Origin of the sequence: Clostridium beijerinckii, from assembly GCF_018223745.1 — a bacterium.
GTDB lineage: Bacteria > Bacillota > Clostridia > Clostridiales > Clostridiaceae > Clostridium > Clostridium beijerinckii.
Genome location: NZ_CP073653.1, coordinates 5489776 through 5515554, shown reverse-complemented (window position 1 = coordinate 5515554; position 25779 = coordinate 5489776). Strand labels below are relative to the sequence as shown.

Sequence of the window (25779 nt, the reverse complement as noted above, 5' to 3'; positions counted from 1 at the left end):
TTAGCCTTAGATTATTGTACCAATGATGTATAATTAAAATACATTATGTTATTTTTTGAATATATATTAAAAACATGAACAAAATAAATAAATTATGCTATAATAGTACGGAATAAAAATTTACTTGTCTTAGATTAATATTTAAATTATTCTATATCATGTAAACAAAAAGCAGATTAATATAAATGTTTGAGGAGTTTTGGCATGAAGCACTATGGAGAATATAAGAATTTGTTCAGCAAATTATACGAAGAGTCACAAATTCAATTAGATGCGAAAATGAGTGAACATATATACTTTAAAGTTGGAGGACCAGTAGACATACTTTTAACTCCAAACAGTATACAACAGGTAAAAGAAACTATTACTATTTGTAAAGAAAATAATATACCATTTTATGTAATAGGAAATGGGTCTAATATCTTAGTTAAAGATGGTGGTATTAGAGGTGTTGTTATAAAGTTATGCGAGCTCAATAAAATAGAATGTATAGGTAACAAGATTATTGCAGAATGTGGAGCATTACTTAAAGACGTTTCGAAGGCAGCTACAGAAGGATCACTAGCAGGATTTCAATTTGCTTGTGGTATTCCGGGTAGCGTAGGTGGAGCTGTATTCATGAATGCAGGAGCTTATGACGGAGAAATTTCATTTGTTATTGAAAGTGCAGAAGTACTTGATGACAATCAAGAAATTAGAATAATTCCTAAATCAGAGTTGAATTTAGGATATAGGCAGTCTGTAGTTATGCAAAAGGGATATATAGTATTACGCGCAACTTTTAATTTAGTTAATGGCGATAAAGAAAAGATTCAAGCTAGAGTTGATGAATTAACTAAAAGAAGAGAAGAAAGACAGCCGTTAGAGTATCCTTCAGCAGGTAGTACATTTAAAAGACCAGAAGGCTATTTCGCAGGAAAATTAATTGAGGATGCAGGATTAAAGGGATTTGCTATCGGCGGAGCGTGTGTTTCGGAGAAGCATGCTGGATTTGTTATTAATTGTAAGAACGGAACAGCTAAGGATGTATTAGATGTAATATATCATGTTAGGGATGAAGTGAAAAAACAATTTGGAGTAGATTTATATCCTGAAGTTAGAATTTGGGGTGAAGATTAAGCATTTTAGTGACTATATTAGTTTTGAAAATATAAATAAAAATAGAAGTTGAAGATGTTAAATATATCTGTAAATAAACACTAAATTATATAAAACTCAAGAGTTTAGAGACTTTTGGGTTTTTTATGATTTAATTATAATAGTGTGATATAATTTTGATGTTAAGGTAAATTAGAAGTAATAGTTGTGCCTAGAAGACGTCTTTGGCAAAAGGGAGTGTGTAGTATGAGATTTGTTATTGTTACAGGATTATCAGGAGCAGGAAAGACACAAGCAACAAGAACATTGGAGGATTTAGGATATTTTTGTGTTGATAACCTTCCACCAAAGTTAATCTCTAAGTTTGCAGAAGTATGCACGCAAAGTGGCGGAAATATTGAAAAAGTAGCATTAGTTATAGATATTAGAGGCGGAATTTTCTTTGAAGATTTTTTTGAAGCCCTAAATTACTTAAAGAAAAATGAATTTAAATACGAGATATTATTTCTAGAAGCAACTGATGAAGTGCTTATTAAGAGATTTAAGGAGACAAGGAGAAGCCATCCATTATCTCCAGATGGAAGAGTTTTGACTGGGATTACTCAGGAGAGAGAGAAATTAAGAGAAGTTAAAAATATAGCTGATATTATCATTGATACATCTAAATACGAAATAAGGCATTTAAGAGAAAAAATAAACAAGAATTATGGAGATCATACTTATCCTGAAAAGCAATTATCAATTACTGTATTAAGCTTTGGGTTTAAATATGGAATACCAGTGGATTCAGATTTGGTTTTTGATGTTAGATTTATACCAAATCCATTTTATATACCTGAATTAAAGCAGTATTCTGGTAATGATGAACCAGTTAAAGATTATGTCTTAAAACAAGAGGAGACTGTGAATTTTATAGAAAAGTTAGTAGATATGTTAAAATATTTAATACCTAATTATATAAAAGAAGGAAAGAGTCAATTAATTATATCTATAGGATGTACAGGTGGAAGACATCGCTCAGTCGCAATAGCAAATGAAGTTTATGAAAGATTAAATAAAGAAAACTATAATTCTAAAATAGAGCATAGAGATGTAGCTGAAGATCTTCATAAAGGAGAAAAGAAGCTATGAGGATAAAAGATTGGCTTAAGGCTGGAATTAAAGTGAAACGATGGCTAGCGTTTGGTATTTTCGGAATATTATTAATATCATTTGGATTTACAGAACTAGTTAACCATAGGGTTTACAATTTATATTACCAGGTTTTTTATGTGTTTTTAAATATTACAGGAATATTTGTTTTATATATATCAATTACTGAAACGATGAAATCAATAATTGCTTTAGTAAATAGAGGCTATATCAAAGTTTCTCTAGATAGCAGAAAAATTGAAAGTCTAATATATGAAAAAAGATTATTAGTAAAGGGTCCTAAGATAGTTGTAATTGGTGGAGGAACTGGTTTATCTACAATGCTTCGAGGGTTGAAGTACTATACATCAAATATAACTGCAATAGTTACGGTTGGAGATGATGGGGGCGGATCTGGAGATTTAAGAGAAGATTTAGGAATGTTGCCTCCTGGAGACATAAGAAACTGTATTTTGGCATTAGCTGATACGGAGCCAATAATGGAGGATTTACTTCAGTATAGATTTGCTGATGGAAGATTAAAGAATCAAAGCTTTGGAAATTTATTCTTGGCAGCTATGGCTGGAATATCTGACAATTTTGAGGAAGCAGTTCAGAAAATGAGTTCTGTATTAGCTGTAACAGGTAAAGTTATACCTGTTACTTTGGATAATATGCAATTAGTTGCAAAACTACAAAATGGTAATATAGTAAAAGGTGAATCGCAAATTCCAGAAGAAGCTATTGAACAAAAATCTAGAATAGAAGAATTAAAAATAGTTCCTGAGAATGCAAAAGCTCTTCCAGAGGCATTAGAGGCTATAAAGGAAGCAGATGCTATAGTAATGGGACCAGGTAGCTTATATACAAGTATAACTTCTAATTTGCTTGTTAAAGATATTGCAAAAGAAGTTAGGAAGAGTAGTGCTATCAAAATATACATTTCAAATATAATGACTCAACCTGGAGAGACTACAGGTTTTAAAGTGTCAGACCACTTAAAGGTTTTATTCAAATATGGTGGGAAAGATATTGTTGATTATGTAATTGCTAATACAGGAGAAATAACAGAGGAATTAAAAGAAAAATACCAAAAAGATGATGCGGAGCTTGTTAAATTAGATAGAGAAGACATTAATAGTCTAGGTGTAAAAATAGTTGGGGACGATTTAGTGAAAGTAAAAAATGGATTGATAAAGCACGATTCAGATAAGTTGGCAGAAATATTAGTAGATACAATAATGGAAAAGAAACTTTTATATGATAAGAAAAAGATAATTGAATATATGTATTTATCGCAACGTATTAAGGAAAGAGTCAGAGAAGAAAAAGGAAAAGTAATTGATTAATTATAAACTATAAGAAAATTTATAGATAAGGAAGGAAACAGAATGTCATTTTCATCTAAAGTTAAAGGAGAGATATGCAGATATATAGATATTTCGAAAGAAGAGGCGTTAGCAGAAATATCGGCTATTATGAAGGTTAGTGGTACATTAGCTTTTAGTGGAAGTGGACTTAGTTTTAAAATGACCACAGAAAACCCAGCTAGTGCTAGATTGATTTTTACACTTTTAAAGGATCACTTTAATATACATTCAAAGTTAATGGTGAAAAAGAGTAACTCCTTAAAGAAGAATAATATCTATATGGTAGTAATTTCTGAAGAAATGGGTGTTAGGGGACTATTAAGCGATACAGGAATACTCAAAGAAATTGATGGAATAATGAGCTTAGATTATAGAATAGAGGAGTATATTTTTAAAGACGAAGATATAAAAAGAGCATATATAAGAGGCGCATTTATCGGCGGAGGAAGCATAAGTAATCCAGAAAAAACTTATCATCTAGAATTTGTAACTCATAGTGAAGAATATGCAAAAGATTTATCGAATTTAATCAATACTTTCAGTTTAAATTCCAAGGTTATACAGAGAAAAAATAGTTTCATAGTATATATCAAAGAAGGAGAACAAATAGTAGATTTGCTTAATGTAATAGGAGCTCATTCATCGCTTTTAGAGATTGAAAATATAAGAATAATGAAGGAAATGAGAAATAATGTAAATAGACTTGTGAATTGTGAGACAGCGAATCTTTCTAAAACTGTAAATGCAGCTGTAAGGCAGGTTGAAAGCATAAAACTTATCCAATCACAGATTGGGCTGCAAAGATTGCCAGATAATTTAAGAGAAATTGCAGAGCTTAGATTGAATTATCCAGATGAATCTCTGAAGGAATTAGGAGAAATGCTAGATCCTCCAGTAGGAAAATCGGGAATAAATCATAGATTAAGAAAGATAGAAAAGATAGCAGAGGAATTACGAACAAGCAAATAATAAAATTAAAGGGAGAGGATATTATGTTTACACACATTGTATTATTTAAATTGAAAGAGCCAACAACAGAAAATTTGAAATTTGTAGAAAAGACTTTATTATCTATGAATGGAATGATCAAGGAATTAAAGCAGCTAGAAGTAGGGGTAGATGTAATAAAAAGTGATAGAAGTTATGATGTTGGAATTATAACAAGATTTGATAACAAGGAAGATTATTTATCTTATGACGTGAACGAATTTCATGTTGAAAAAGTTAAAAAGGTTATAGGGCCATATATGGAAGGCAGTAAAACTTTAGATTTCTAAATAACATATGGTTTAAGATTTATAGTTTAGTTAGAAAAATTCTAAAGAAACTGTAAATTTTAAACTATAAATTAACTGTTAATTTAAAGAGGAGGTGAGGATAATGGAAGAAAAACAATTTTGTCATTTACATTTGCATACAGAATATAGTTTACTTGATGGATCAGGAAAAATAGGAAAGCTCATGAAGAAGGCAAAAGAATTAGGCATGAAGAGTATTGCTATTACTGATCATGGAGTTTTATATGGGCTTGTAGATTTCTATAAGGCAGCAAAAGAAAATGATATAAAACCTATTTTAGGATGTGAAGTTTATGTCGTACCAAAGTCTAGACATATAAAGCAGCCAGACAAAGAGAATTCAACTTATCATTTGGTTTTATTAGTAAAGAATCAAATTGGATATGAAAATCTAATGAAAATAGTATCAGTTGCATCTATTGAAGGATTTTATTATAAGCCCAGAATAGATTATGAATATTTAAGAAAACATAGTGAAGGATTAATTGCTTTGAGTGCATGTTTAGGTGGTGAAGTACAATCTTACCATCTTAAAGGCAATTATGAAAAAGCAAAAGAGACAGCCTTAACATACAAAGAAATTTTTAATGGTGACTTTTATATTGAGTTACAAAATCATGGAATGGAAGAACAAAAGAGAGTAAATGAAGAAAATATAAAGTTATCTAATGAAACTGGTATACCACTAGTTGCTACTAATGATGTTCACTACATAAGCAAGGAAGATTCTAGATCACATGACGTACTAATGTGTATACAAACAGCTAAAACCATTGATGATCCTCATAGAAGAAGATATCCTTCAGATCAGTTTTATTTAAAATCAGCAGATGAAATGTGGGATATGTTTTCCTATATTCCTGAGGCTTTGGAGAATACCATTAAGATAGCCAATGAGTGTAGCTATGAATATAAGTTTCACGAATCTAAGCTTCCAAAATTTCCGCTAGAAGAAGGTCAAGATCCTTATGAATATCTTAGAGATACTTGCTATAAAGGTCTGATAGATAGATATAGTGTATTTGAAAATCTTAGAAATCAGAGTTTGGACTATAGTAAAATTGAAGAAGTAGTAGCAAATTATGAAGAAGCTAAAGAATATGTTGATAGATTAGAATATGAGCTTCAAGTAATAAAGCAAATGGGATATATTGACTACTTTTTAATTGTATGGGATTTTGTTAGATTTTCCTATGAAAGTGGAATACCTACAGGGCCAGGTAGAGGATCCGCAGCAGGTTCAATAGTTGCATATACGTTAGGAATTACAAAAATAGATCCGATTAAGTATAGTTTAATCTTTGAACGTTTCTTAAATCCAGAGAGAGTATCCATGCCAGATATAGATAGTGATTTTTGTTATGAAAGAAGACAAGAAGTCATTGATTATGTAGTTGAGAAGTACGGAGCAAGTAATGTTTCGCAGATAATAACGTTTGGTACAATGGCAGCTAGACTATGTATACGAGATGTTGGAAGAGCTATGAATTATAGTTATGCAGAGGTTGATAGAATAGCTAAGATGATACCAACAATGCTTGGAATAACTATAGAGAAGGCGTTAGACTTAAATCCAGAGCTTAAATTAGCCTATGATACAGATGAAAGAGTAAAGGCGTTAATAGATGTTTCAAAGGATTTAGAGGGACTTCCAAGGCATTCTTCTACTCATGCTGCTGGTGTTGTTATAGCATCAAAGCCATTAGTTGAATATGTTCCATTACAGAAGAATGAAGAAATGATAGTAACCCAATTTGGAATGACAACATTAGAAGAGCTTGGGCTACTTAAGATGGATTTCTTAGGACTTAGAACGTTAACGGTTATGAATGATGCTATTAATATGATTAGAGAAAATAGAAAGATAGATATTGATTTAGATAAAATAGATTTTGAAGACAAAGAAGTATATAAAATGATAGGGGAAGGTAAGACTGCTGGAGTGTTCCAGCTTGAATCGCCAGGAATGACTTCATTCATGAAGGAATTAAAACCTGATTCATTGGAAGATATTATTGCGGGAATATCGCTCTATAGGCCAGGGCCTATGGCTGAAATTCCTAGATACATAGAAGGAAAGAAAAATTCAGAAAAAGTTACGTATTTAACTAAAGAATTAGAGCCTATATTAGGTGTTACGTATGGATGTTTAGTATATCAGGAACAAGTAATGCAGGCTGTTAGAGATTTAGCTGGATACTCCATGGGACGTAGTGATATGGTTAGAAGAGCTATGTCAAAGAAAAAACATAAAGTCATGGAGGAAGAAAGAAAAAATTTCATTCATGGTATTGTTGAAAATGATGAAGTAATAGTACCAGGATGCGTGAGAAATGGAATTTCAGAGGAAATAGCTAATAAAATTTTCGATTCTATGATGGACTTTGCTTCGTATGCATTTAATAAATCCCATGCAGCGGCATATGCAGTTGTTGGATATCAAACAGCATATCTTATGAAGTACTATCCAGTAGAGATGATTGCAGCAATGCTTAATTCAATCATGGGAATCAGTGAAAAGGTAGCATACTATATCGGCATAGCAGAAGAACTTGGAATACAAGTTTTACCACCTAATATAAACGAAAGTTTTTCAAAATTCACTGTTAAAGAGAACAAGATTAGATTTGGATTAGCGGCTATAAAGAATGTTGGAACTAATGTTGTAGCAAGCATAGTGAAAGCAAGAGAAGAAAAGGGTAAATTTGAATCGTTAGTTGATTTTATAAATAAAATGGATCCATCATCAATAAATAAGCGTGCAGTTGAATGTTTAATAAAGGCTGGGGCTCTAGATGATTTTGATGTTTTTAGATCTAAGATGTTAGCTGTTCATGAAAAATTAATTGATAATATATCTAGTGATAAGAGAAGAAATATTGATGGGCAAATAAGCTTATTTGCAAGTGAAGAATTAAAGAATCCAGAAGTAAACTATCCTAATATTAAGGAATTTACTAAGCGTAATTTATTAGCTATGGAAAAGGAGATGACGGGACTTTATATTACTGGGCATCCCCTAGATGACTATGCTCAAAGTCTGAAAATGCAGACAACAAATGAGATTTCTAAAATATTTTTAGTACAGGAAACCTTAGATGATTCTCTAGAGAGCGATATGGGTGAAATTAATATGTTTAACAGGCAGGATGCCTTACAAGATAATGATAGAGTAATCCTTGGAGGAATACTTGCTAGTGTTAATCAGAAGGTAACAAGAAATAATTCTATAATGGCATTCCTAAAACTTGAAGACTTAACTGGAACGATTGAAGTAATAGTGTTCCCTAAAACTTTGGAGAAAGTAAAAGAATTATGCGTAACAGATAGTTTGGTAATAGTTAAAGGAAGATTAAGTTTGAAAGAAGATGAACCACCAAAACTTATTTGTGAAAGTATAGAACCTTTAGAGAAGGTCAATACTTCAAAAGTATATTTAAGAGTCGATGATAAGGTGGCAGCTACTGTCTTAAGTAAAAAATTAAAAGAATTATTGATAAAGGAATATATTGGAGATACGCCTATTTATATATTTGAGAGCAAAGGAAAACAAAAGTTTAGGGTGCCAAGAGATAGATGGATTTCCCTAGATAGTGATGTTATGAATTTATTGAGACAAACTTTAGGAGATGAGAATGTTAAAGTATTAGATTCATAATTAGAAACGAGATGTGATTAAAAATTTAGTAAATATACAAATGAAAAATATTACAAAAATTAATATCACAAAAATTATATTATTTTATATAAATTTATCGATTATTGGTTATAATAGAGAAGACAAATTACGTTCATTGTTTTATAACACTAAAACTATTATAAAAATGCAGTTACTATCCTTGTTATAAATGAAGATAGCTTATATGAAAAAATATGATATTTAGCGGTGTATAGTCATAAATTCAGTAAAATAATTTTCAAATTATTTGTATTGTGAAATTTTTCATAAAATTTAGACATTTATTTTAGAATAATATCAGAAAATGGTTAAATATCATTGATAATTGGTTCAAATTTATGTACAATAATTCTTGATTAATAAATTATGGTTATATTATGTACACAAGGGTCATTTAAGGTCCCTTTGCGGTATTTTAAGGAGGAAATATATATTATGAAAAAGATAGCTGTGTTAACAAGTGGTGGAGATGCACCAGGCATGAATGCTGCAATTAGAGCAGTAGTAAGAACTGCGCTTCATAACGGAATTGAAGTTATGGGAGTACAAAGAGGTTATAGTGGACTTATTAATGGAGAATTATTCAGCATGGATAGAAATTCAGTATCTGATATAATCCAAAGAGGTGGAACAATTTTAAGAACTGCTAGATGTCCTGAATTCAAGAATGAAGAAGTAAGAAAAAAGGCTGCAAAAATATTACAAGCTTATGGTGTTGAAGCTCTAGTAGTTATAGGTGGAGACGGTTCATTTATGGGTGCAAAATTATTATCAAAGCTTGGAATTAAAACAATAGGTTTACCAGGAACAATTGATAATGATTTAGCTTACACAGACTTCACTTTAGGGTTTGATACAGCCTTAAATACCGTTGTAGATGCTATAAATAAAATTAGAGATACTTCAACTTCACATGAAAGAGTTTCAATTGTAGAAGTTATGGGTAGAGACTGCGGAGATTTATCTTTATATGCAGGTATCTGCGGAGGCGCAGAAGCAATTATAATTCCTGAAATGGAATTTGATAAAGATGCACTTTGTAGAACTATCTTAGAAGGTAAAAATAAAGGAAAAATGCATAATCTAATAATGCTTGCAGAAGGAATTGGAGGAGCATTTGAACTTGCAAAGTACGTTGAAGAAGTAACTGGAATTGAAACAAGAGCAACAATCTTAGGTCATATTCAAAGAGGAGGAAGTCCTACTGCTACAGATAGAGTTTTAGCTTCAAGAATGGGAGCAAAGGCTATAGAAGTATTATTAAAAGGTGGAACTTCAAGAGTAATAGGAATTAGAGATAATAAAATAATAGACCAAGATATAGATGAAGCTCTTGATATGGAAAGCAAATTTGATAAAGAACTTTATGATATTGCTCAAGTATTATCATAATAATTTAGCTTATAGTTTATTTATATAAATTTTATAAATAAGGTACAATCAAAAAATAATGAATCAACATGCTTGCTTATTTTGCATATTTGTAACATTATTTTATTTTATGTGCCTAATCGAAGAAAGAGGAGTGTTAGTTTAATGAGAAAAACTAAAATGATTTGTACTATTGGCCCTGCAAGTGAAGATATGGAAATATTAGAGAAGGTTGTTCTTTCAGGAATGAATGCTTCAAGACATAACTTTTCACATGGAGACCATGAAGAACACGGTGGAAGAATTAAGAAAGTTAAAGAACTATCAAAGAAGTTAAATAGAGAAATTGCAATAATTCTTGATACAAAAGGACCAGAAATAAGAACTGGTAAATTTGAACCAAAGAAAGTTGAATTAGCTAAGGGTTCTGAATTTACAGTATATGCTGGAGATATGGATGTAGTTGGTGATACTACTAAATGTTCAGTTACATATGCAGGACTAGCAAATGATGTTAAACCAGGAAATACAATTTTAATAGATGATGGTTTAGTAGGATTAACTGTTAAATCTGTTGAAGGTAACGCTATTAAGTGTGAAGTTCAAAACACTGGATTCGTTGGAACTCATAAAGGAGTTAACGTACCAGGAGTATCAATCCAATTACCAGCTCTTACTGAAAAAGATAAATCAGATTTAATCTTCGGTTGTGAAGTTGGAGTTACTATGATAGCTGCTTCATTCATAAGAAAAGCATCTGATGTAAAGACTATCAGAGAAATACTTGATGCAAATGGTGGAGAAAGAATCCTTATCTGTTCAAAGATAGAAAACCAAGAAGGTGTTGATAACTTAGATGAAATCTTAGAAGCTTCAGACCTTATAATGGTAGCTAGAGGAGATCTTGGTGTTGAAATTCCAATAGAACAAGTTCCAGCAGTTCAAAAGATGATCATCAAAAAATGTAAAGCAGCTGGTAAACCAGTTGTAACTGCAACTCAAATGTTAGATTCTATGATGAGAAATCCAAGACCAACAAGAGCAGAAGTTTCAGACGTTGCTAATGCTATCTTAGATGGTACTGATGCAATCATGTTATCAGGAGAAAGTGCTAATGGAGATTATCCAGTAGAAGCTGTAGCTACAATGGCTAAGATTGCTGAAGAAACTGAAAAATCTTTAGAATATAAAGTAGCAGTTTCTCAAGCTAAAACACATATTCCAGCTATAGCAGGAGTTATTTCAAGAGCAGCTAGTAATGCAGCTAATGAATTAGAAGCAGCAGCAGTAATTACTTCAACTCAAACTGGTGCAACTGCTAAGAGAATTTCTCAATGTAGACCAGAATGCCCAATTATAGCTGTTACTCCAGATCCAATAGTTGCTAGACAATTAGCATTCTCATGGGGAGTATATCCAGTAGTTGCTGATAAAATGGAATCTACTGATGAAATGTTAGAAAGATCAGTTGAAATAGCTAAAAATAATGAATTTGTTAAATCAGGAGATATAGTTGTATTAGCAGCTGGAGTTCCTGTAGACCAAGTTGGTGCAACAAATCTTTTAAAGATTAGCGAAGTAAAATAATATTTGAAACATAATTTTTTAATATATATAAAGGGACTTTGGTAGGAATCTTACCAAAGTCCTTTTTTATTCTTTAGGAATTTATATTCAAGTAAAATCTGTGGATAATATAAAAAAGGTTGATTAAATAGTTTTGGTATTTTAAAAAGAATAAAAAAAGAAATCTTATTCGCCTGCATAAAATGTTCTTATATGCAGCAGAGCTGCTATTTCTGATGTGCAGATTTTTCTCACATGCGTTCGAAAAGGCAGATGCGTGAAAAAAATCTACACATATGAAAAGAGTGCGAAGCACAATGCGGAACTTAACCACAGTCGCCTGCGATTTTTTAAAATGGAAGGTTTTAAATAATCGTTAAACATAAAATACTATATACGTGCACTCAAGATAATAAGTATGTAATCAAATTTTAAAGAATATATAAAGTTAACAAAAAATTAACATTTAAAAATATGATATTTAATATATAATGTATATTATTGCTCTAAAAGAGAAATAATAATTTAATGATTATGGAATTAAATGGCAACTGATTCTGTATTAGCACCGCAAGGTGCTCTTTTTTTATTTTAGGAAAATTATATGATTTAATGGCACTAAGAGGTTGATTAAATCGAGATATCATAATTATCATTAATTATTTATTACCTGACAAAACAAATTCTAGCATGAGCAAATTATTTGATTTTTATGGGGAATTATTCAAATGTTAAATCTAAATATAATATTCATTATAAATGAGAATTTAATAGTTTAGGGTTTGTTCTTAATTGTATATAAGAATTTATAAATATCTTAAATAAATGAATAAGATATGATAAAATGTAGAAAGTATTTTTAAATATTGATTTGAAAATTATAGTTAAGAAATGATACTAACAATGAAGGATGTGTACATGTGTTAGAGAGAAATAAAGAGTATATTGTAAAAATAGATTCATTAGGATATGAAGGTGAGGGTGTTGCAAAGATAGATGGATATCCAATATTTATACCAGGAGCTTTAATAGGGGAAACTGTAAAGACAGAAATAATCAAGAATAAAAAGAATTATTCTTATGGAAAGCTTATAGATATAGTAGAGAAATGTGACGAAAGAATTGTGCCTCAATGTAGGTATTATGAAAAATGCGGCGGTTGTACTCTAATGCATTCTAATTACGATTCACAATTAAAATTTAAATACAATAGAGTTAAGGATTGCATAGAAAGAATTGGTGGATTATCGGGGGATATAGTTAAAAGTACTATAGGGATGAAATTTCCTTACAGATATAGAAATAAAGGAATATATTCAATTGCATTGACAGACAATGAACTTTCAATGGGCTTTTTTAGTGAAAAAACACATGAAGTAGTTGATATGGATAAGTGTCTAATTCAAGATGAAGAAACTGATAAAATCATAAAAATAATAAGAAATTGGATGAAAAAGTATTCTATATTGCCTGCTAGGAAAGATAATTTGTTTTTTAGTGAAGGACTAATTAGAAATGTAATGGTGAGAAAGGGTTTTAAAACTAATGAGATTATGGTAATTTTGATTACTACCGATAAGGAAATTCCTAAGAAAGAAGAACTGATAAAGGATATTAGGTTAGAGGTTAAAAATTTAAAGGGAATAATTCAGAATATAAATACTAAAAATAATAGTTTAGTTCTCGGTGACAAGTGTATAACTTTGTGGGGGCAGGATTATATATCTGATTATATAGGTAAATATAAATTTAATATTTCGCCATTATCTTTCTTTCAAATAAATCCTATTCAAACAGAAGTACTTTATAATAAAGCTTTGGAATATGCAGATTTAAGCGGAAACGAGATTGTTTTTGATGCATATTGCGGTGCTGGTACAATAACATTATTCTTATCTCAGAATGCAAGAAAAGTCTATGGAGTTGAAATAGTAAAACAGGCGATAGATAATGCAGTAGATAATGCAGAAATAAATGGAATAGACAACTCGAAATTTTATGTGGGAAAATCTGAAGAAGTGATTCCAGAGTTAATAAAAAATGGAATCAAACCTGACATAATAGTTGTGGATCCCCCAAGAAAGGGATGTGATATCAATTTGCTAAATGCGATAGGAGAAGCTAAGCCTAAAAGAGTAGTGTATGTATCATGTGATCCTAGCACTTTAGCAAGAGATTTAAAACATTTAGAAGGGTTGGGATTTAAAACAATAGAAGTACAGCCTGTAGACATGTTTCCAAATACAAAGCATGTGGAAGCAGTAGCTAAATTAATTAGAAAATAGCTTGGATTATGTGCAGGCAATTCTATCAATTTGCCACCGCTAATGATTAATCTAATAAGCATTGCTAGATAAGAAAAAAATAAAATAGAAGATAATAGAAAAAAAGAGACTTTATTTTAATAAAATAAAGTTTTTCTTTTTATGGTTTTTAAATAATGGATTAGGATAAAGAACAAGGAAAAATTATGTTTGAATTGGTGACGGAAAAAGGCTGGGGTGAGGAGGGAGGAAAGATTTTTTTTGAAACTAACAAGTCTATTAATAATTATAATATAGATAATGAATATTTTGTTTTAAATCTAAAGTGGTAAATTAATGTATCATAACATTCAAAGAATATAGTCAAAACAATATTTGAGAATAACTAAGCAATTAATGGCGAGTAAATAGACGAATTTAAGTATAGAATTATTTATGAAAGACAATGATACGTATCATTCATAAGAGTAATAAATTATGATAATTTACTATGAAAGGAAGTGAAAAACTGACTTCAAACTTTAAGGTTTAATAAGCTATGAAAGTCGGGAATTGTTATGGAGAATACATGCAATGAAAAGAAACTAAAGGTTGCTATTATAGGATGTGGAGGTATTGCAAACGGAAAGCATTTACCAGCAATAAAAAAGAATCAAAATATAGAAATAGAAGCATTTTGTGATTTGATAGAGGAAAAGGCTATAGAAGCAAAAGCTAAATATGGCAAAGAAGAAAGTAGGATTTATACTGACTACAAACTTCTTTTAGCAAAAGAAAAAGATATTAAGGCCGTTTACGTCTTAACTCCAAATAAATCACACAGTTATATATCTATTGAAGCAATGAAAGCTGATAAGCATGTTATGTGTGAAAAACCAATGGCTAAAACATACGCTGAAGCTAAAGCTATGCTCGAAGTAGCGCAAGAAACTGGCAAAATCCTAACTATAGGTTATCAAAATAGATACAGAGCAGATTCAAAATATTTAAAAGCTGCATGCGAAAATGGTGATTTAGGTGAGATCTATTATGCAAAAGGACATGCAATAAGACGTAGAGCTGTTCCAACTTGGGGAGTATTTTTAAATGAAGATGAACAAGGTGGAGGTCCATTAATCGATATAGGTACTCACGCTCTTGATTTAACACTTTGGATGATGGATAATTATGAACCAGAGTGTGTACTAGGATCTGTATACTACAAGTTAGGGGATCAAACATGTACAGGAAATGCTTGGGGCGATTGGGATAAAGAGATGTTTACAGTAGAGGATTCAGCTTTCGGATTTATTAAGATGAAAAATGGCGCTACAATAAATCTAGAATCAAGCTGGGCACTAAATAGTCTTGATGTTGATGAAGCTAAAACTTCTTTATGTGGTACAAAAGCTGGTGCTGATATGAAAGATGGTTTGAGGATAAATTCTGTTAAGTATAATAAACAATGTATAGAAAAGCCGGCACTAGATGCTACTGGGGTTGCTTTTTATGATGGAGAAGAAGATAATGCTCCTGATATAGAACAAAGTACGTTCTATAATGCAATCATTAATGGTGATGAATTAGTGGTTAGGCCTGAACAAGCTTTAATAGTTACTCAAATATTAGAAGCAATATATGAGTCTGCTAAAACTGGTAAGGCTGTATATTTTAAATAATTAATAATATTATATTTTATGGAGATGAATTTATATGAAATTAGGTGTGTTTAATCCAGTTTTACAAGATAGATCTTTTGAAGATGCTTGTTCTTTTTTGGCAAGTAAAGGTGTACAAACAATTGAAATCGGTTGCGGAGGTTATCCAGGGAAACACCATTGTGACCCAGCAATTTTATTAAAAGATGAAGAAAAGTTTACCGAATTTAAATCTATTTTAGAAAGAAGCTGTTTAGAAATCAGTGGATTTAGTTGTCATGGCAATCCAATTCATCCAAATAAGGAAATAGCAAAAAAATTCGATGATGATTTGACTAATGCAATTTTAATGTGCGAAAAAATGGGAGTAAGAATATTAAACTGTTTCTCTGGCTGTCCTGGTGACAGTGAAACTTCCCAAAAACCCAATTGGGTTACTTGCCCATGGCCAGAGGATTTTATTGAAATATTAGATTATCAATGGAATAAAGTTTTAATTCCTTACTGGAAGGAAAAAGTGAAATTTGCAAAGGCTCATGGTGTAGATAAAATAGCCATTGAAATGCATCCTGGTTTTTGTGTATATAATCCTAAAAGTTTATTAAGATTGCGTGAAGCTGTAGGGCCAGAAATTGGTGCTAATTTTGATCCAAGTCACTTAATTTGGCAAGGAGTTAGTCCAGTGGCAGCAATTAGGGAGCTCGGAAAGCATAATGCTATTTTCCACTTTCATGCAAAGGATACAAAGATAGATGAAATAAATTGTCCAATAAACGGCGTGCTAGATGTAGGCCATTACGGTAAGGAAATTGAACGTTCTTGGATTTTTCGTTCTGTCGGCTATGGACATGATATTGGCTATTGGAAGGACATTGTTTCTGCATTGAGAATGGTTGGATATGATCATGCGTTGAGTATAGAACATGAGGATAGTTTGATGACAACAGAAGAAGGGTTGATAAAAGCAATAAATTGTTTAAAAGATGCAATTATTTTTGAAACTAAAGGTGATATGTTTTGGGCATAATTATAAAAATTTGATAGGGAGAAATAAAACAATGTGTAATGAGATGTTCAATTTAGCAATAGTTGGATTGGGAGGCATGGGAAATTGGCATCGTGAGCTAATTGAAGGAATTGATAATTTGACTGTTTGCGGTACTTATGATATTAAAGAAGATAGACAAGCATTTGCTAGAGAGCATGGAATAAATCCGTATAATTCTTTTAAAGAGCTTTTAGAAGATGAGAAAGTAGATATTGTTTTATGTGCAACACCAAATGATGTACACAAAGAGATAGTAATCAGTTCATTAAAAGCTGGCAAAAATGTAATTTGTGAAAAGCCAGCAGCAATGTCATCTTTAGAATTTAAGAAGATGGTAGATATAGCAGAAGAAATGGATAAAGTTTTGGTTGTTCATCAAAATAGACGTTGGGATGAGGATTTTTTAACTGTAAAAAAGATATATGATGAAGCTATCTTAGGAAATGTCTTTAGAATAGAGTCTAGAGTACATGGATCTCGTGGCATACCAGGTGATTGGAGACAAGAAGAAGAACATGGTGGTGGAATGCTTTTAGATTGGGGTGTTCACATTATTGACCAGGCATGCATGATGATTAATGAAAGGATAAAATCAATATATGCTAGATTTACTCATGTTACCAATGAACTTGTGGATGATGGATTTACTGCTGAGTTAGAATTTGAAAGCGGATTAATTTACGTTGTAGAAGTTGGAACAAGTAATTTTATAAATTTACCGCGCTGGTATGTGTTAGGTCAAAATGGCACAGCTGTAATAGATGATTGGAATTTAAGAGGCAAAGTCGTTCGTATTACTGATAGCAGTAAAAATGATGCAATTCCTATTAGAACAGCTGCCGGATTAACAAAAACTATGGCGCCTAGGACAGAGGAAACAATTAAAGAAGAAGCACTTAAAATTGTTAATTCTGATGTTAAGGACTTTTATAGAAATGTTATGGGAGCTATAAGAGGAGAAGAAGAAATTCTTGTAAAGAATACAGAGGTAATGAGGGTTATTAAGCTTATGGAGAGTATTCGTGAATCAGTTATCAAGAAGAAAGTGATAGAGTTATAGAAATTAATCAAGAAGCTTAATTGTAATTATTTTGGAGGAGATATTTATGCATGGGAGTTTTGAAAAAACAGTATTAGAATCTGAATTTCCTTTTAGATTGTTTTTTAATGATGGATATTCTAATACACCACATCACTGGCATGAAGATATAGAAATTATTTATCTTGTGGAAGGTACACTAAAGGCATGTATTAATAGAGATACTTATAATTTAAAACAAGGGGACATACTTATAATTGGTGGTGGAGAAATACATTGTTTTTTTAAAGAAAAGAATTTCAGTAATAGAGCTGTAATACAATTTAGAACTTCCATATATGATAATTTTCTTTCAGGAACAAAAGATGCTAAAATAATAAAACCTATGTGGAATCAATCAATACATTTAACCATGGGGAATGAAATTCATGCACTAATGGAGAGGCACATAAATGAGATTATCAATGAATATAGTAAGGCTGAGGAAGGATATAAGTTAATAATAAAAGCTAGATTATATGATCTGGCAGGTATACTACTTAGATATATACCTAAGCAAGCATATTCATCTGAAGACCTAAGCCGTGAAAAGGAAAGATTAAAGAAAATGGATAGTGTATTTCAATATGTGGATAGTAATTATCAAGAGCATATTGATTTAGATGATATTTCAAAATCTATAGGTTTTAGTAAATATTACTTTACAAAGTTTTTCAAAGAAAATACTGGGGTAACATTTTTAGATTATCTAAATAATTATAGAATTAAAAAAGCAGAGTGGCGTATAATTGAGGAAGATGAAACTATTGCAGAGATAGCCTATAACTGTGGATTTAATAGCATTAAAACTTTTAATAGGCTATTTAAAAATATAGTAGGTTGCACGCCTATGAAATATAGAAGAGATAATAAAAATTAAATATTAAAGTTGAGAGGGAAAGGGTATGGGTGATAGAAAAATTGTAATTAAAAAAGATATAGTAAATGCGCTGCAACAACTTGGTATAAAAAGTGGACAAAATATTATAGTTCATACTTCAATGAAAAGCTTTGGATTTGTTTGTGGAGGCCCACAAATCATAATTGAAGCATTAATAGAGCTAGTTGGAAAAGATGGAACTATAATTATACCTACACAGACATGGAAAAACATGGATCCGGCATATGGTGTACATTGGGAGGAACCAATAGAATGGTGGGATATTATAAGAGATAATTGGCCGGCTTATGATAAGGATATTACTCCAACAAATTCAATGGGAGCAGTAGCAGAAATGTTTAGAAAGTGGCCAGGTGTTTTAAGAAGTGATCATCCTGTAAGGTCTTTTGCTGCATGGGGAAAAAATGCACAATATTTAATAAACAACCATGATTTAAGCGATATTTTTGGTGAAAGTTCTCCAATTGGGAAATTATATGATTTAGATGGATATGTATTACTATTGGGAACTGGATATGATAAAAATACATCTATTCATTTAGCAGATGAAAGAGCTGATTATCCATCAAAGCATATGGAAGAAAACAGTTGTGCAATGATGAAAGATGGCGAGCGTAAATGGGTTACGTATTCAACGTTATATGTTGATGGTGAAGATTTTATGGATATAGGAATTGATTTTGAGAAAAAGTATAGAGTTGAAAATACAAAAATAGGGAATGCGGATGTAAGATTCATGAGACAACGAGAAATTGTAGATTTTGCAGTTGAATGGATTGAAAAGAATAGAAAATAATCATATAGAATAATATTATAATGAGCAAATTAAAAAATCACGACAATTAATAATAAAATGTCGTGATTTTCTATATTTACAATAATAGCAGCTAAAGTTTCTTATATATTTAGTTAAATATTATTTCGCGTTCAATAATTATTTAATATCTAAAACAATTTCTCCCGCTTTAACATTACCAGTTTTCTTAATGGGTATTACTTTTTCATTTTACAAGAAATAGTGCAAGACTAACTTCGGCTAAGATGAATTTACCCTTTCCGACAAGAAATTAACCTTTCATTTTACCAGATTTTTTTACTATATGTATTGACTTAGAGTTAACTCTAAAATCTATAATTAAATTAGTACATTAGCTTATAAATAATTGGGAGGGACTTAAAATGGAAAAATCGAAAGTATATTTTACTAATATGCAAGCAACAGCTAAGGAAAATTTGCTACAGAAGTTAAAACGTTTAATTAAGAGTGCAGGAATTGATCAAATTGATTTTGAGAAGAAATATGCAGCAATTAAGATTCACTTCGGCGAGCCAGGAAATGTAGCGTTTTTGCGCCCTAATTTTGCTAAAGTTGTGGTAGATACTATTAAGGAATTAGGAGGAAATCCATTTTTAACAGACTGCAATACTCTATATGTAGGAGGCAGAAAGAATGCGTTAGATCATTTAAATTCAGCATATGAAAATGGATATAGTCCGTTTTCAACAGGTTGCCATATATTAATTGGAGATGGTTTAAAAGGAACTGATGAAGCTTTGGTTCCAGTTACTGGTGGGAAATATGTAAAAGAAGCTAAAATAGGTCATGCGATTATGGATGCAGATATATTCATATCATTAAATCATTTTAAAGGTCATGAGTTAACAGGATTTGGAGGCGCTTTAAAAAATATAGGTATGGGATGCGGTTCGCGCGCAGGAAAAATGGAAATGCATAGTAGTGGAAAACCTAGCGTTTATGAAGATAAATGTGTTGGCTGTGGTATGTGTGCTAAAAACTGTGCACATAGTGCAATAAGTTTAACAGACAAAAAAGCACTCATCAATCATAGCAAATGCGTTGGATGTGGTCGTTGCATAGGAATTTGTCCAATGGATGCGGTTATGCCAGCATCAGATGAATCAAATGATATTTTAAATAAGAAAATAGCTGAATATTCATGGGCAGTATTAAATGGAAGACCAAATTTTCATATCAGCTTGGTAATTGATGTATCACCATATTGTGATTGTCATGCAGAAAATGATGTACCGATAGTTCCAGATGTAGGTATGTTTGCATCCTTTGATCCAGTAGCATTAGATGTAGCCTGTGCAGACGCAGTAAATAAGCAGCCAGTTATGAAAGGTAGCCTTCTTGAAAAGAGCGGTTGTAAGCACAATGATCACTTTACTAATGTTAGTCCAGAAACAGATTGGAAAGTTGCTATTGACTATGCTGTGGAATTAGGCTTAGGCAGTAAGGAATATGAGTTGATAACAATTTAGAGATAAACATATTTCTGAAGTTTTAAAAATTATATGTTTTAATTTTAGTAAGCTACAAATAAAAAAATATAAATTTATACCTGCAGAGATGCAGGTATTTTTGTTTAATAAATTAAAAAATATAAATTAAATCAAATAGAAAAGCGTTATATATTTTGTAATTTAGTTTTTGTAGTGTAATTTTATTAAAAGAGCTAACGTTCTAGAATACTAAATGTAAATTTATAACAGTTATGTATTTAGAGTTTTGAATAATAAGCATTGGATTATTGAATACTAACTTTGTAAATAATTTTAACTGAGATGAATGGAGGCAAGTACAATGTTTAAACACGAAAAACCATTACTTAGAGATGTAAAAGTAGAGAGACCAAATCCACAATATGCTGTGTTAATGCAAGAACAGCTAGGTGGTGCAAATGGTGAGTTAAAGGCAGCACTTCAGTACCTTTCACAAAGTTTTAGGGTAAAAGATCCTGAAATTCATGATTTATTTTTAGATATTGCAGCTGAAGAATTAAGTCATATGGAAATGGTAGCACAAACTATAAATTTACTAAATGGACATGAAGTTGATTATACTAAAACTCCTGGAGGAGAAATAGAAACTCACGTATTGACAGGTCTTGCGCCAGGACTTATTAATGCATCAGGACATCCTTGGACTGCAGATTATGTTAATGTTACAGGAGACATTGCAGCAGACTTATTATCTGATATAGCAGCTGAGCAAAGAGCAAAGGTTGTATATGAATATCTATATCGTCAAATTAATGATAAATACGTAAAAGAGACAATAGATTTTCTATTAAATAGAGAAGAAGCTCATAATGCACTATTTAGAGAAGCATTAAATAAGGTGCAAGATAGAGCATCAAATAAAGATTTTGGTGTAACAAAGGATTCTAGATTATACTTTGACTTATCAACTCCTGGAAGGTATTTTGACAATCCTGAGCCAACACCTCCTAGCTTTAAAAATCCACGTGAAGATAGTAGGAAAACTACTAGGTCTTAGCAAATATGATCCTATGCCGAAATTATGTATTATTAATTTTGCATAGGATTATTTTATTATATTGAAGTAAATGGATTATATTAAAAAATCCATAAGTTGTATTTTGAAAAATTAATATATATTGCGATTAAGCTTATAAATTATATTAATAACGCAGCTTGTAGCTTACCAGAGACTTAAATGTAAATTTACTATCACAACATATATAGGATAGTAGAGTTTTATAAAAGAGTATTAAATAATATTATTGTTAAATAAATGACATTACATTTTAAAATAAAAGTTATAAATTATATGGACAAGTGCAATAAGTTTGTGGTAGTCTAGAGTTGTAAGTAGTCGTTAATAATAAGGATAGTATTTTGTTGAAAGAATTTTAATAAAGATATAATAGAAAGTTTGTTGGTAGGAGGATAAAGGAATGTATTTTAAAGAAAAGCATGGGTTTCCAGATGATTTTTTATGGGGAAGTGCATCTGCTGCATACCAAGTAGAAGGGGCTGCAGAAGAGGATGGAAAAGGAAGAAGTAATTGGGATGAGTTTGTAAGAATTCCAGGAAAAACATTCAAAGGAACAAATGGTGATGTAGCTGTTGATCATTATCATCGATATAAAGAAGATATTGCATTAATGGCGGAAATGGGATTAAAAACATATAGATTCTCTATATCTTGGCCAAGAATTTATCCAAAAGGAAAAGGTGAAGTTAATGAGAAGGGATTAGAATTTTATGACAATGTAATTGATGAATGTCTAAAATATGGAATAGAGCCAATGGTTACAATATATCATTGGGATTTACCTATAGCTTTACAGGAAGAATATAATGGTTGGGAAAGTAGAAACATAATTGATGATTATGAGAATTATGCTATTACTTTGTTTAAACGCTATAAAGATAAAGTAAAGTATTGGATAACATTAAACGAACAAAACATATTTACAAGTCTTGGATGGGTAATGGCAGTGCATCCACCAGGAAAGAAGAATGATTTAAAGATGTTCTATCAAGTAAATCATCATGCAAATTTAGCTCATGCAAAAGCAGTGCTTGCTTTTAGAAAAATAGTGCCAGATGGTAAGATAGGGGCAAGCTTTGCGTTTTCACCTAGCTATGCAATAGACTGCAATCCAGTAAATAATATAGCAAAAGCAGATTATGATGATTTACAATCATTTTGGTGGATGGATGTTTATGCATACGGAAGATATCCAAAAGCTGCATTAAAATATCTACAAGGCCAAGGGGTAGCACCTGTATTTGAAGATGGGGATGCGGAACTTATGAAGGCAGCAGCTCAAGTAGATTTTATGGGAGTTAATTACTACCAAACAGCGGTTGTTGAGTATAACCCAATTGATGGCGTTGGAATGGCTGAAATGAATACAACAGGAAAAAAAGGATCAGCACAAGTTAGTGGAACTCCTGGATTATTTAAAAATCCTCCAAACCCATATTTAAAAACTACAGACTGGGATTGGACAATAGATCCTATGGGGATAAGAATGTGCTGTAGAACTATTACAAGTAGATATGATTTACCAATAGTTATTTCTGAAAATGGATTAGGTGCATTTGACAAAAAGACTGAGGATAATAAAATTCATGATGACTATCGTATAGCGTACTTGAAGGCGCATATAGAAGAATTAAAAGAAGCTATTAATGAGGGATCAGAAGTGATTGCATATTGTACATGGTCTATAACAGATTTATTAAGCTGGTTGAATGGCTATCAAAAAAGATATGGTTTCATTTACGTAGATCGTGAAGAAGAAGAAGGCGCTTCAATGAATCGTTATAAGAAGGATAGCTATTATTGGTATGAAAATGTCATAAGGACAAATGGAGAAGAATTATAAAATAGGTAAGTTTATAGATAAGCTTAAAGGAGTTGTTGATTTTATCAATAACTCCTTTAAACTTATCTATTTTGGTTTATAAATTAATGTTAAAAAGAATTAGCTGATTAATAACTTTATATAAGATTATAAATACCAAATTTTTTAAATGGAATACAAAAATAGAAAGGAATTAGCAAGATTGTGTAGAATTTAATAACTATATTTTATTTCAATAATAATATTATTGAAAAATAAAAGAGATTTGAAAATAAAAAATAAGAAATTTGTTGTTAAAGGGAGGGGATTTATTGAAGAATTTAAAGATTAGAACAAAGTTAATGTTGATGGTAATAATACCATTAATTGCGGTTATATTCTTGTCTATAGAAGGAATACTAAAAATCACAAATACTTATGGTACATTAACAGATATGTATTATGAAAAATTATATAAGGTAAATAGCCTCATACTAAATGCAGATAGAGATATGTATCAGGCTCTTGTTGCTCAGAATAATTTAAGTGATACGAACATAAGTGAACCTGATAAGAATAAGAATATGAAAGATTTAAAAGATAACATAGGTCAGGCAAAAGATAGAACAAGCAATGCTATAAATGTGTTAATTCCAATTAAGGCATCTTTGCAAGATATTAAACATAATGAAAGCAACAAAAATGTGTTTGAACTTTATGATGAATTTCAAAGCAATTATCAAGGCTGGTTAGATAGTTTTGATGTAGATACAGGAGAGGTAAAAAATAAGGAACAGTTTAATAAAAAGTTTGCTGAATCTAGGGAGGATATAAATCAGATAACAGATGTAATGGAAAAAGCAGCAAGTGAAACTCAGGGCAACATGAAGGAATCTATAGATTTTACTAAAATTCAATTTATTGTGTTGGGAATTTTCTCTGTTTTAATAACTTTGTTTGTTGGAATAGCAATATCAAGAGATTCATCAAAAGTGTTATTTAAAATAAAGAATTTAGCAACTAGACTTTCGAATTACGATTTTTCAGAGGATTTAGTTTTAAAGAGATATGATGAATATGGACAAACAGCAGATACTTTGAATAGGGCACAGCAAAATGTACGTGAACTTATAAGTGCAATAACTGAAAATATACATAATGTAAATTCGTCCAGTGAAAATTTGACTATATCTGTAAATGAAATAAGTAGTAATTTAATTGCAGTAAATGAAGAAACAAAGAAAATAAATACGAGTGTTCAAGAAAATAGTGCAATTGCAGAGGAGATATCTGCATCTGTAAAAGAAGTAAACTTGACCGTTAATATATTATCTGAAAAGGCAATGGATGGAACAAGTAATGTCACAAATATAAAAGCACGGGCAAATACCGTAGAGAATAGTAGTAATAAGGCAATTCAATCTATAAGTAAAGTATATCGTGAGAAGGAAGAAAAGATTATTAAAGCTATTGAAGAAGGAAAGGTAGTGCATGAGATTGGGATTATGGCCAATGCTATTTCTGCAATAGCTGAGCAAATAAACTTGTTATCATTAAATGCTGCAATAGAAGCTGCGAGGGCAGGAGAACAAGGAAGAGGATTTGCTATAGTGGCAGAAGAAGTTAGAAAACTTGCAGATCAATCTTCAGAAGCAGTTGAAAATGTTAAAAAAGTTATTGGAAAAGTAGAAAAATCTTTCAATGACCTATCTTTAAGTAGTAATGAACTTTTACAGTTCATGGATGTGGATGTAAATAAACAGTTTGAGGAATTTTCGCATATAGGAAAGCAGTATTATAAGGATGCAGACTTCGTAAATTCCATGTCCTCCGAATTAGCAAGGATGTCTGAGGAAATTAATGAAGTAATAAGTCAAGTATCAGATGCGGTTCAACATATGGCCCAAATGTCTCAAAGATCTTCTGAGAGCACTAACAGCATAGAAAATAGTTCGAGTAATTCAATCTCTTCTATGAAGAATATTTCAGTTAATGCAAAAGAACAGCTTACTCTAGCAAAGAAATTAGAAGAGACCATAGAGAAATTTAAAATATAATTTCTAAGAATTTTAGTTATTAAATATGAAGAAATAGATGTACAATTCATATAAAAGATTTTAATTGCTTTAAGTGATTATTAGCCGTAGATGAATTGTACATTAATTTATAATGGGGTAGTAATTAGTGTTTGATGAATTAGTAAAGTGCTCCA

At 31.0% G+C, this 25779-nt stretch carries 19 protein-coding genes; all 19 read left to right on the top strand.

What is annotated here, in order from left to right:
- Positions 1–204 precede the first annotated feature (204 nt).
- On the top strand, positions 205–1119 hold the full coding sequence (murB, locus tag KEC93_RS24345) for a UDP-N-acetylmuramate dehydrogenase (protein WP_012061009.1): 915 nt from the start codon (positions 205–207) through the stop codon (positions 1117–1119).
- Between the two features lie 225 nt (positions 1120–1344).
- Positions 1345–2229, top strand: a complete 885-nt coding sequence (gene rapZ, locus KEC93_RS24340) for an RNase adapter RapZ (RefSeq protein ID WP_017212228.1) — start codon at positions 1345–1347, stop codon at positions 2227–2229.
- Entirely contained in the window at positions 2226–3578 is a 1353-nt protein-coding gene (locus tag KEC93_RS24335) for a gluconeogenesis morphogenetic factor MgfK (RefSeq protein WP_012061007.1), read from the top strand. Before rapZ ends, KEC93_RS24335 begins: the two co-directional genes overlap by 4 nt.
- A 42-nt stretch (positions 3579–3620) precedes the next feature.
- Positions 3621–4568 (top strand): DNA-binding protein WhiA, encoded by a 948-nt coding sequence (gene whiA, locus KEC93_RS24330; protein ID WP_017212227.1) that lies wholly within the window; start codon positions 3621–3623, stop codon positions 4566–4568.
- A 23-nt stretch (positions 4569–4591) separates the two neighbouring features.
- Entirely contained in the window at positions 4592–4876 is a 285-nt protein-coding gene (locus tag KEC93_RS24325; RefSeq protein ID WP_012061005.1) for a Dabb family protein, read from the top strand.
- 103 nt (positions 4877–4979) lie between these two features.
- Positions 4980–8555 (top strand): DNA polymerase III subunit alpha, encoded by a 3576-nt coding sequence (locus KEC93_RS24320; RefSeq protein WP_039773067.1) that lies wholly within the window; start codon positions 4980–4982, stop codon positions 8553–8555.
- Positions 8556–9011: 456 nt separating this feature from the next.
- Positions 9012–9968, top strand: coding sequence for a 6-phosphofructokinase (gene pfkA / locus KEC93_RS24315; protein ID WP_012061003.1), 957 nt, complete (start codon positions 9012–9014; stop codon positions 9966–9968).
- 144 nt (positions 9969–10112) lie between these two features.
- Entirely contained in the window at positions 10113–11534 is a 1422-nt protein-coding gene (pyk, locus tag KEC93_RS24310) for a pyruvate kinase (protein ID WP_017212224.1), read from the top strand.
- 899 nt (positions 11535–12433) lie between these two features.
- Positions 12434–13798: a 23S rRNA (uracil(1939)-C(5))-methyltransferase RlmD gene (gene rlmD / locus KEC93_RS24305; RefSeq protein ID WP_077867693.1), complete on the top strand. Its 1365-nt coding sequence runs from the start codon at positions 12434–12436 to the stop codon at positions 13796–13798.
- A 185-nt stretch (positions 13799–13983) separates the two neighbouring features.
- A complete protein-coding gene (locus KEC93_RS26795) occupies positions 13984–14109 on the top strand; it encodes a hypothetical protein (RefSeq protein WP_023975988.1) in 126 nt (41 codons plus the stop codon).
- Positions 14110–14334: 225 nt separating this feature from the next.
- The gene (locus KEC93_RS24300; RefSeq protein WP_077867694.1) at positions 14335–15435 is read left to right on the top strand and encodes a Gfo/Idh/MocA family protein; all 1101 of its coding nucleotides are present in this window, start codon (positions 14335–14337) and stop codon (positions 15433–15435) included.
- 34 nt (positions 15436–15469) lie between these two features.
- Positions 15470–16441 carry a sugar phosphate isomerase/epimerase family protein gene (locus KEC93_RS24295; RefSeq protein WP_077867695.1) on the top strand — a complete coding sequence of 324 codons (972 nt, stop codon included), beginning with the start codon at positions 15470–15472 and terminating at the stop codon, positions 16439–16441.
- Positions 16442–16472: 31 nt separating this feature from the next.
- On the top strand, positions 16473–17522 hold the full coding sequence (locus tag KEC93_RS24290) for a Gfo/Idh/MocA family protein (protein ID WP_077867696.1): 1050 nt from the start codon (positions 16473–16475) through the stop codon (positions 17520–17522).
- A gap of 46 nt (positions 17523–17568) precedes the next feature.
- On the top strand, positions 17569–18420 hold the full coding sequence (locus KEC93_RS24285; protein ID WP_023975984.1) for an AraC family transcriptional regulator: 852 nt from the start codon (positions 17569–17571) through the stop codon (positions 18418–18420).
- Positions 18421–18445: 25 nt separating this feature from the next.
- Complete coding sequence (locus tag KEC93_RS24280; RefSeq protein WP_077867697.1) at positions 18446–19237, top strand: AAC(3) family N-acetyltransferase; 792 nt, start codon at positions 18446–18448, stop codon at positions 19235–19237.
- Between the two features lie 383 nt (positions 19238–19620).
- On the top strand, positions 19621–20727 hold the full coding sequence (locus KEC93_RS24275) for a DUF362 domain-containing protein (RefSeq protein WP_012060987.1): 1107 nt from the start codon (positions 19621–19623) through the stop codon (positions 20725–20727).
- A gap of 322 nt (positions 20728–21049) precedes the next feature.
- Entirely contained in the window at positions 21050–21745 is a 696-nt protein-coding gene (locus tag KEC93_RS24270) for a manganese catalase family protein (RefSeq protein WP_023975982.1), read from the top strand.
- A 421-nt stretch (positions 21746–22166) separates the two neighbouring features.
- Entirely contained in the window at positions 22167–23609 is a 1443-nt protein-coding gene (locus KEC93_RS24265) for a glycoside hydrolase family 1 protein (protein WP_023975981.1), read from the top strand.
- A gap of 290 nt (positions 23610–23899) precedes the next feature.
- The gene (locus KEC93_RS24260) at positions 23900–25624 is read left to right on the top strand and encodes a methyl-accepting chemotaxis protein (protein ID WP_077867698.1); all 1725 of its coding nucleotides are present in this window, start codon (positions 23900–23902) and stop codon (positions 25622–25624) included.
- Positions 25625–25779 lie beyond the last annotated feature (155 nt).

Coding starts and splice junctions, on each gene's coding strand:
- murB (WP_012061009.1), top strand. CDS start 205: ATGAAGCACTATGGAGAATATAAGAATTTGTTCAGCAAATTATACGAA.
- rapZ (WP_017212228.1), top strand. CDS start 1,345: ATGAGATTTGTTATTGTTACAGGATTATCAGGAGCAGGAAAGACACAA.
- KEC93_RS24335 (WP_012061007.1), top strand. CDS start 2,226: ATGAGGATAAAAGATTGGCTTAAGGCTGGAATTAAAGTGAAACGATGG.
- whiA (WP_017212227.1), top strand. CDS start 3,621: ATGTCATTTTCATCTAAAGTTAAAGGAGAGATATGCAGATATATAGAT.
- KEC93_RS24325 (WP_012061005.1), top strand. CDS start 4,592: ATGTTTACACACATTGTATTATTTAAATTGAAAGAGCCAACAACAGAA.
- KEC93_RS24320 (WP_039773067.1), top strand. CDS start 4,980: ATGGAAGAAAAACAATTTTGTCATTTACATTTGCATACAGAATATAGT.
- pfkA (WP_012061003.1), top strand. CDS start 9,012: ATGAAAAAGATAGCTGTGTTAACAAGTGGTGGAGATGCACCAGGCATG.
- pyk (WP_017212224.1), top strand. CDS start 10,113: ATGAGAAAAACTAAAATGATTTGTACTATTGGCCCTGCAAGTGAAGAT.
- KEC93_RS26795 (WP_023975988.1), top strand. CDS start 13,984: ATGTTTGAATTGGTGACGGAAAAAGGCTGGGGTGAGGAGGGAGGAAAG.
- KEC93_RS24300 (WP_077867694.1), top strand. CDS start 14,335: ATGGAGAATACATGCAATGAAAAGAAACTAAAGGTTGCTATTATAGGA.
- KEC93_RS24295 (WP_077867695.1), top strand. CDS start 15,470: ATGAAATTAGGTGTGTTTAATCCAGTTTTACAAGATAGATCTTTTGAA.
- KEC93_RS24290 (WP_077867696.1), top strand. CDS start 16,473: ATGTGTAATGAGATGTTCAATTTAGCAATAGTTGGATTGGGAGGCATG.
- KEC93_RS24285 (WP_023975984.1), top strand. CDS start 17,569: ATGCATGGGAGTTTTGAAAAAACAGTATTAGAATCTGAATTTCCTTTT.
- KEC93_RS24280 (WP_077867697.1), top strand. CDS start 18,446: ATGGGTGATAGAAAAATTGTAATTAAAAAAGATATAGTAAATGCGCTG.
- KEC93_RS24275 (WP_012060987.1), top strand. CDS start 19,621: ATGGAAAAATCGAAAGTATATTTTACTAATATGCAAGCAACAGCTAAG.
- KEC93_RS24270 (WP_023975982.1), top strand. CDS start 21,050: ATGTTTAAACACGAAAAACCATTACTTAGAGATGTAAAAGTAGAGAGA.
- KEC93_RS24265 (WP_023975981.1), top strand. CDS start 22,167: ATGTATTTTAAAGAAAAGCATGGGTTTCCAGATGATTTTTTATGGGGA.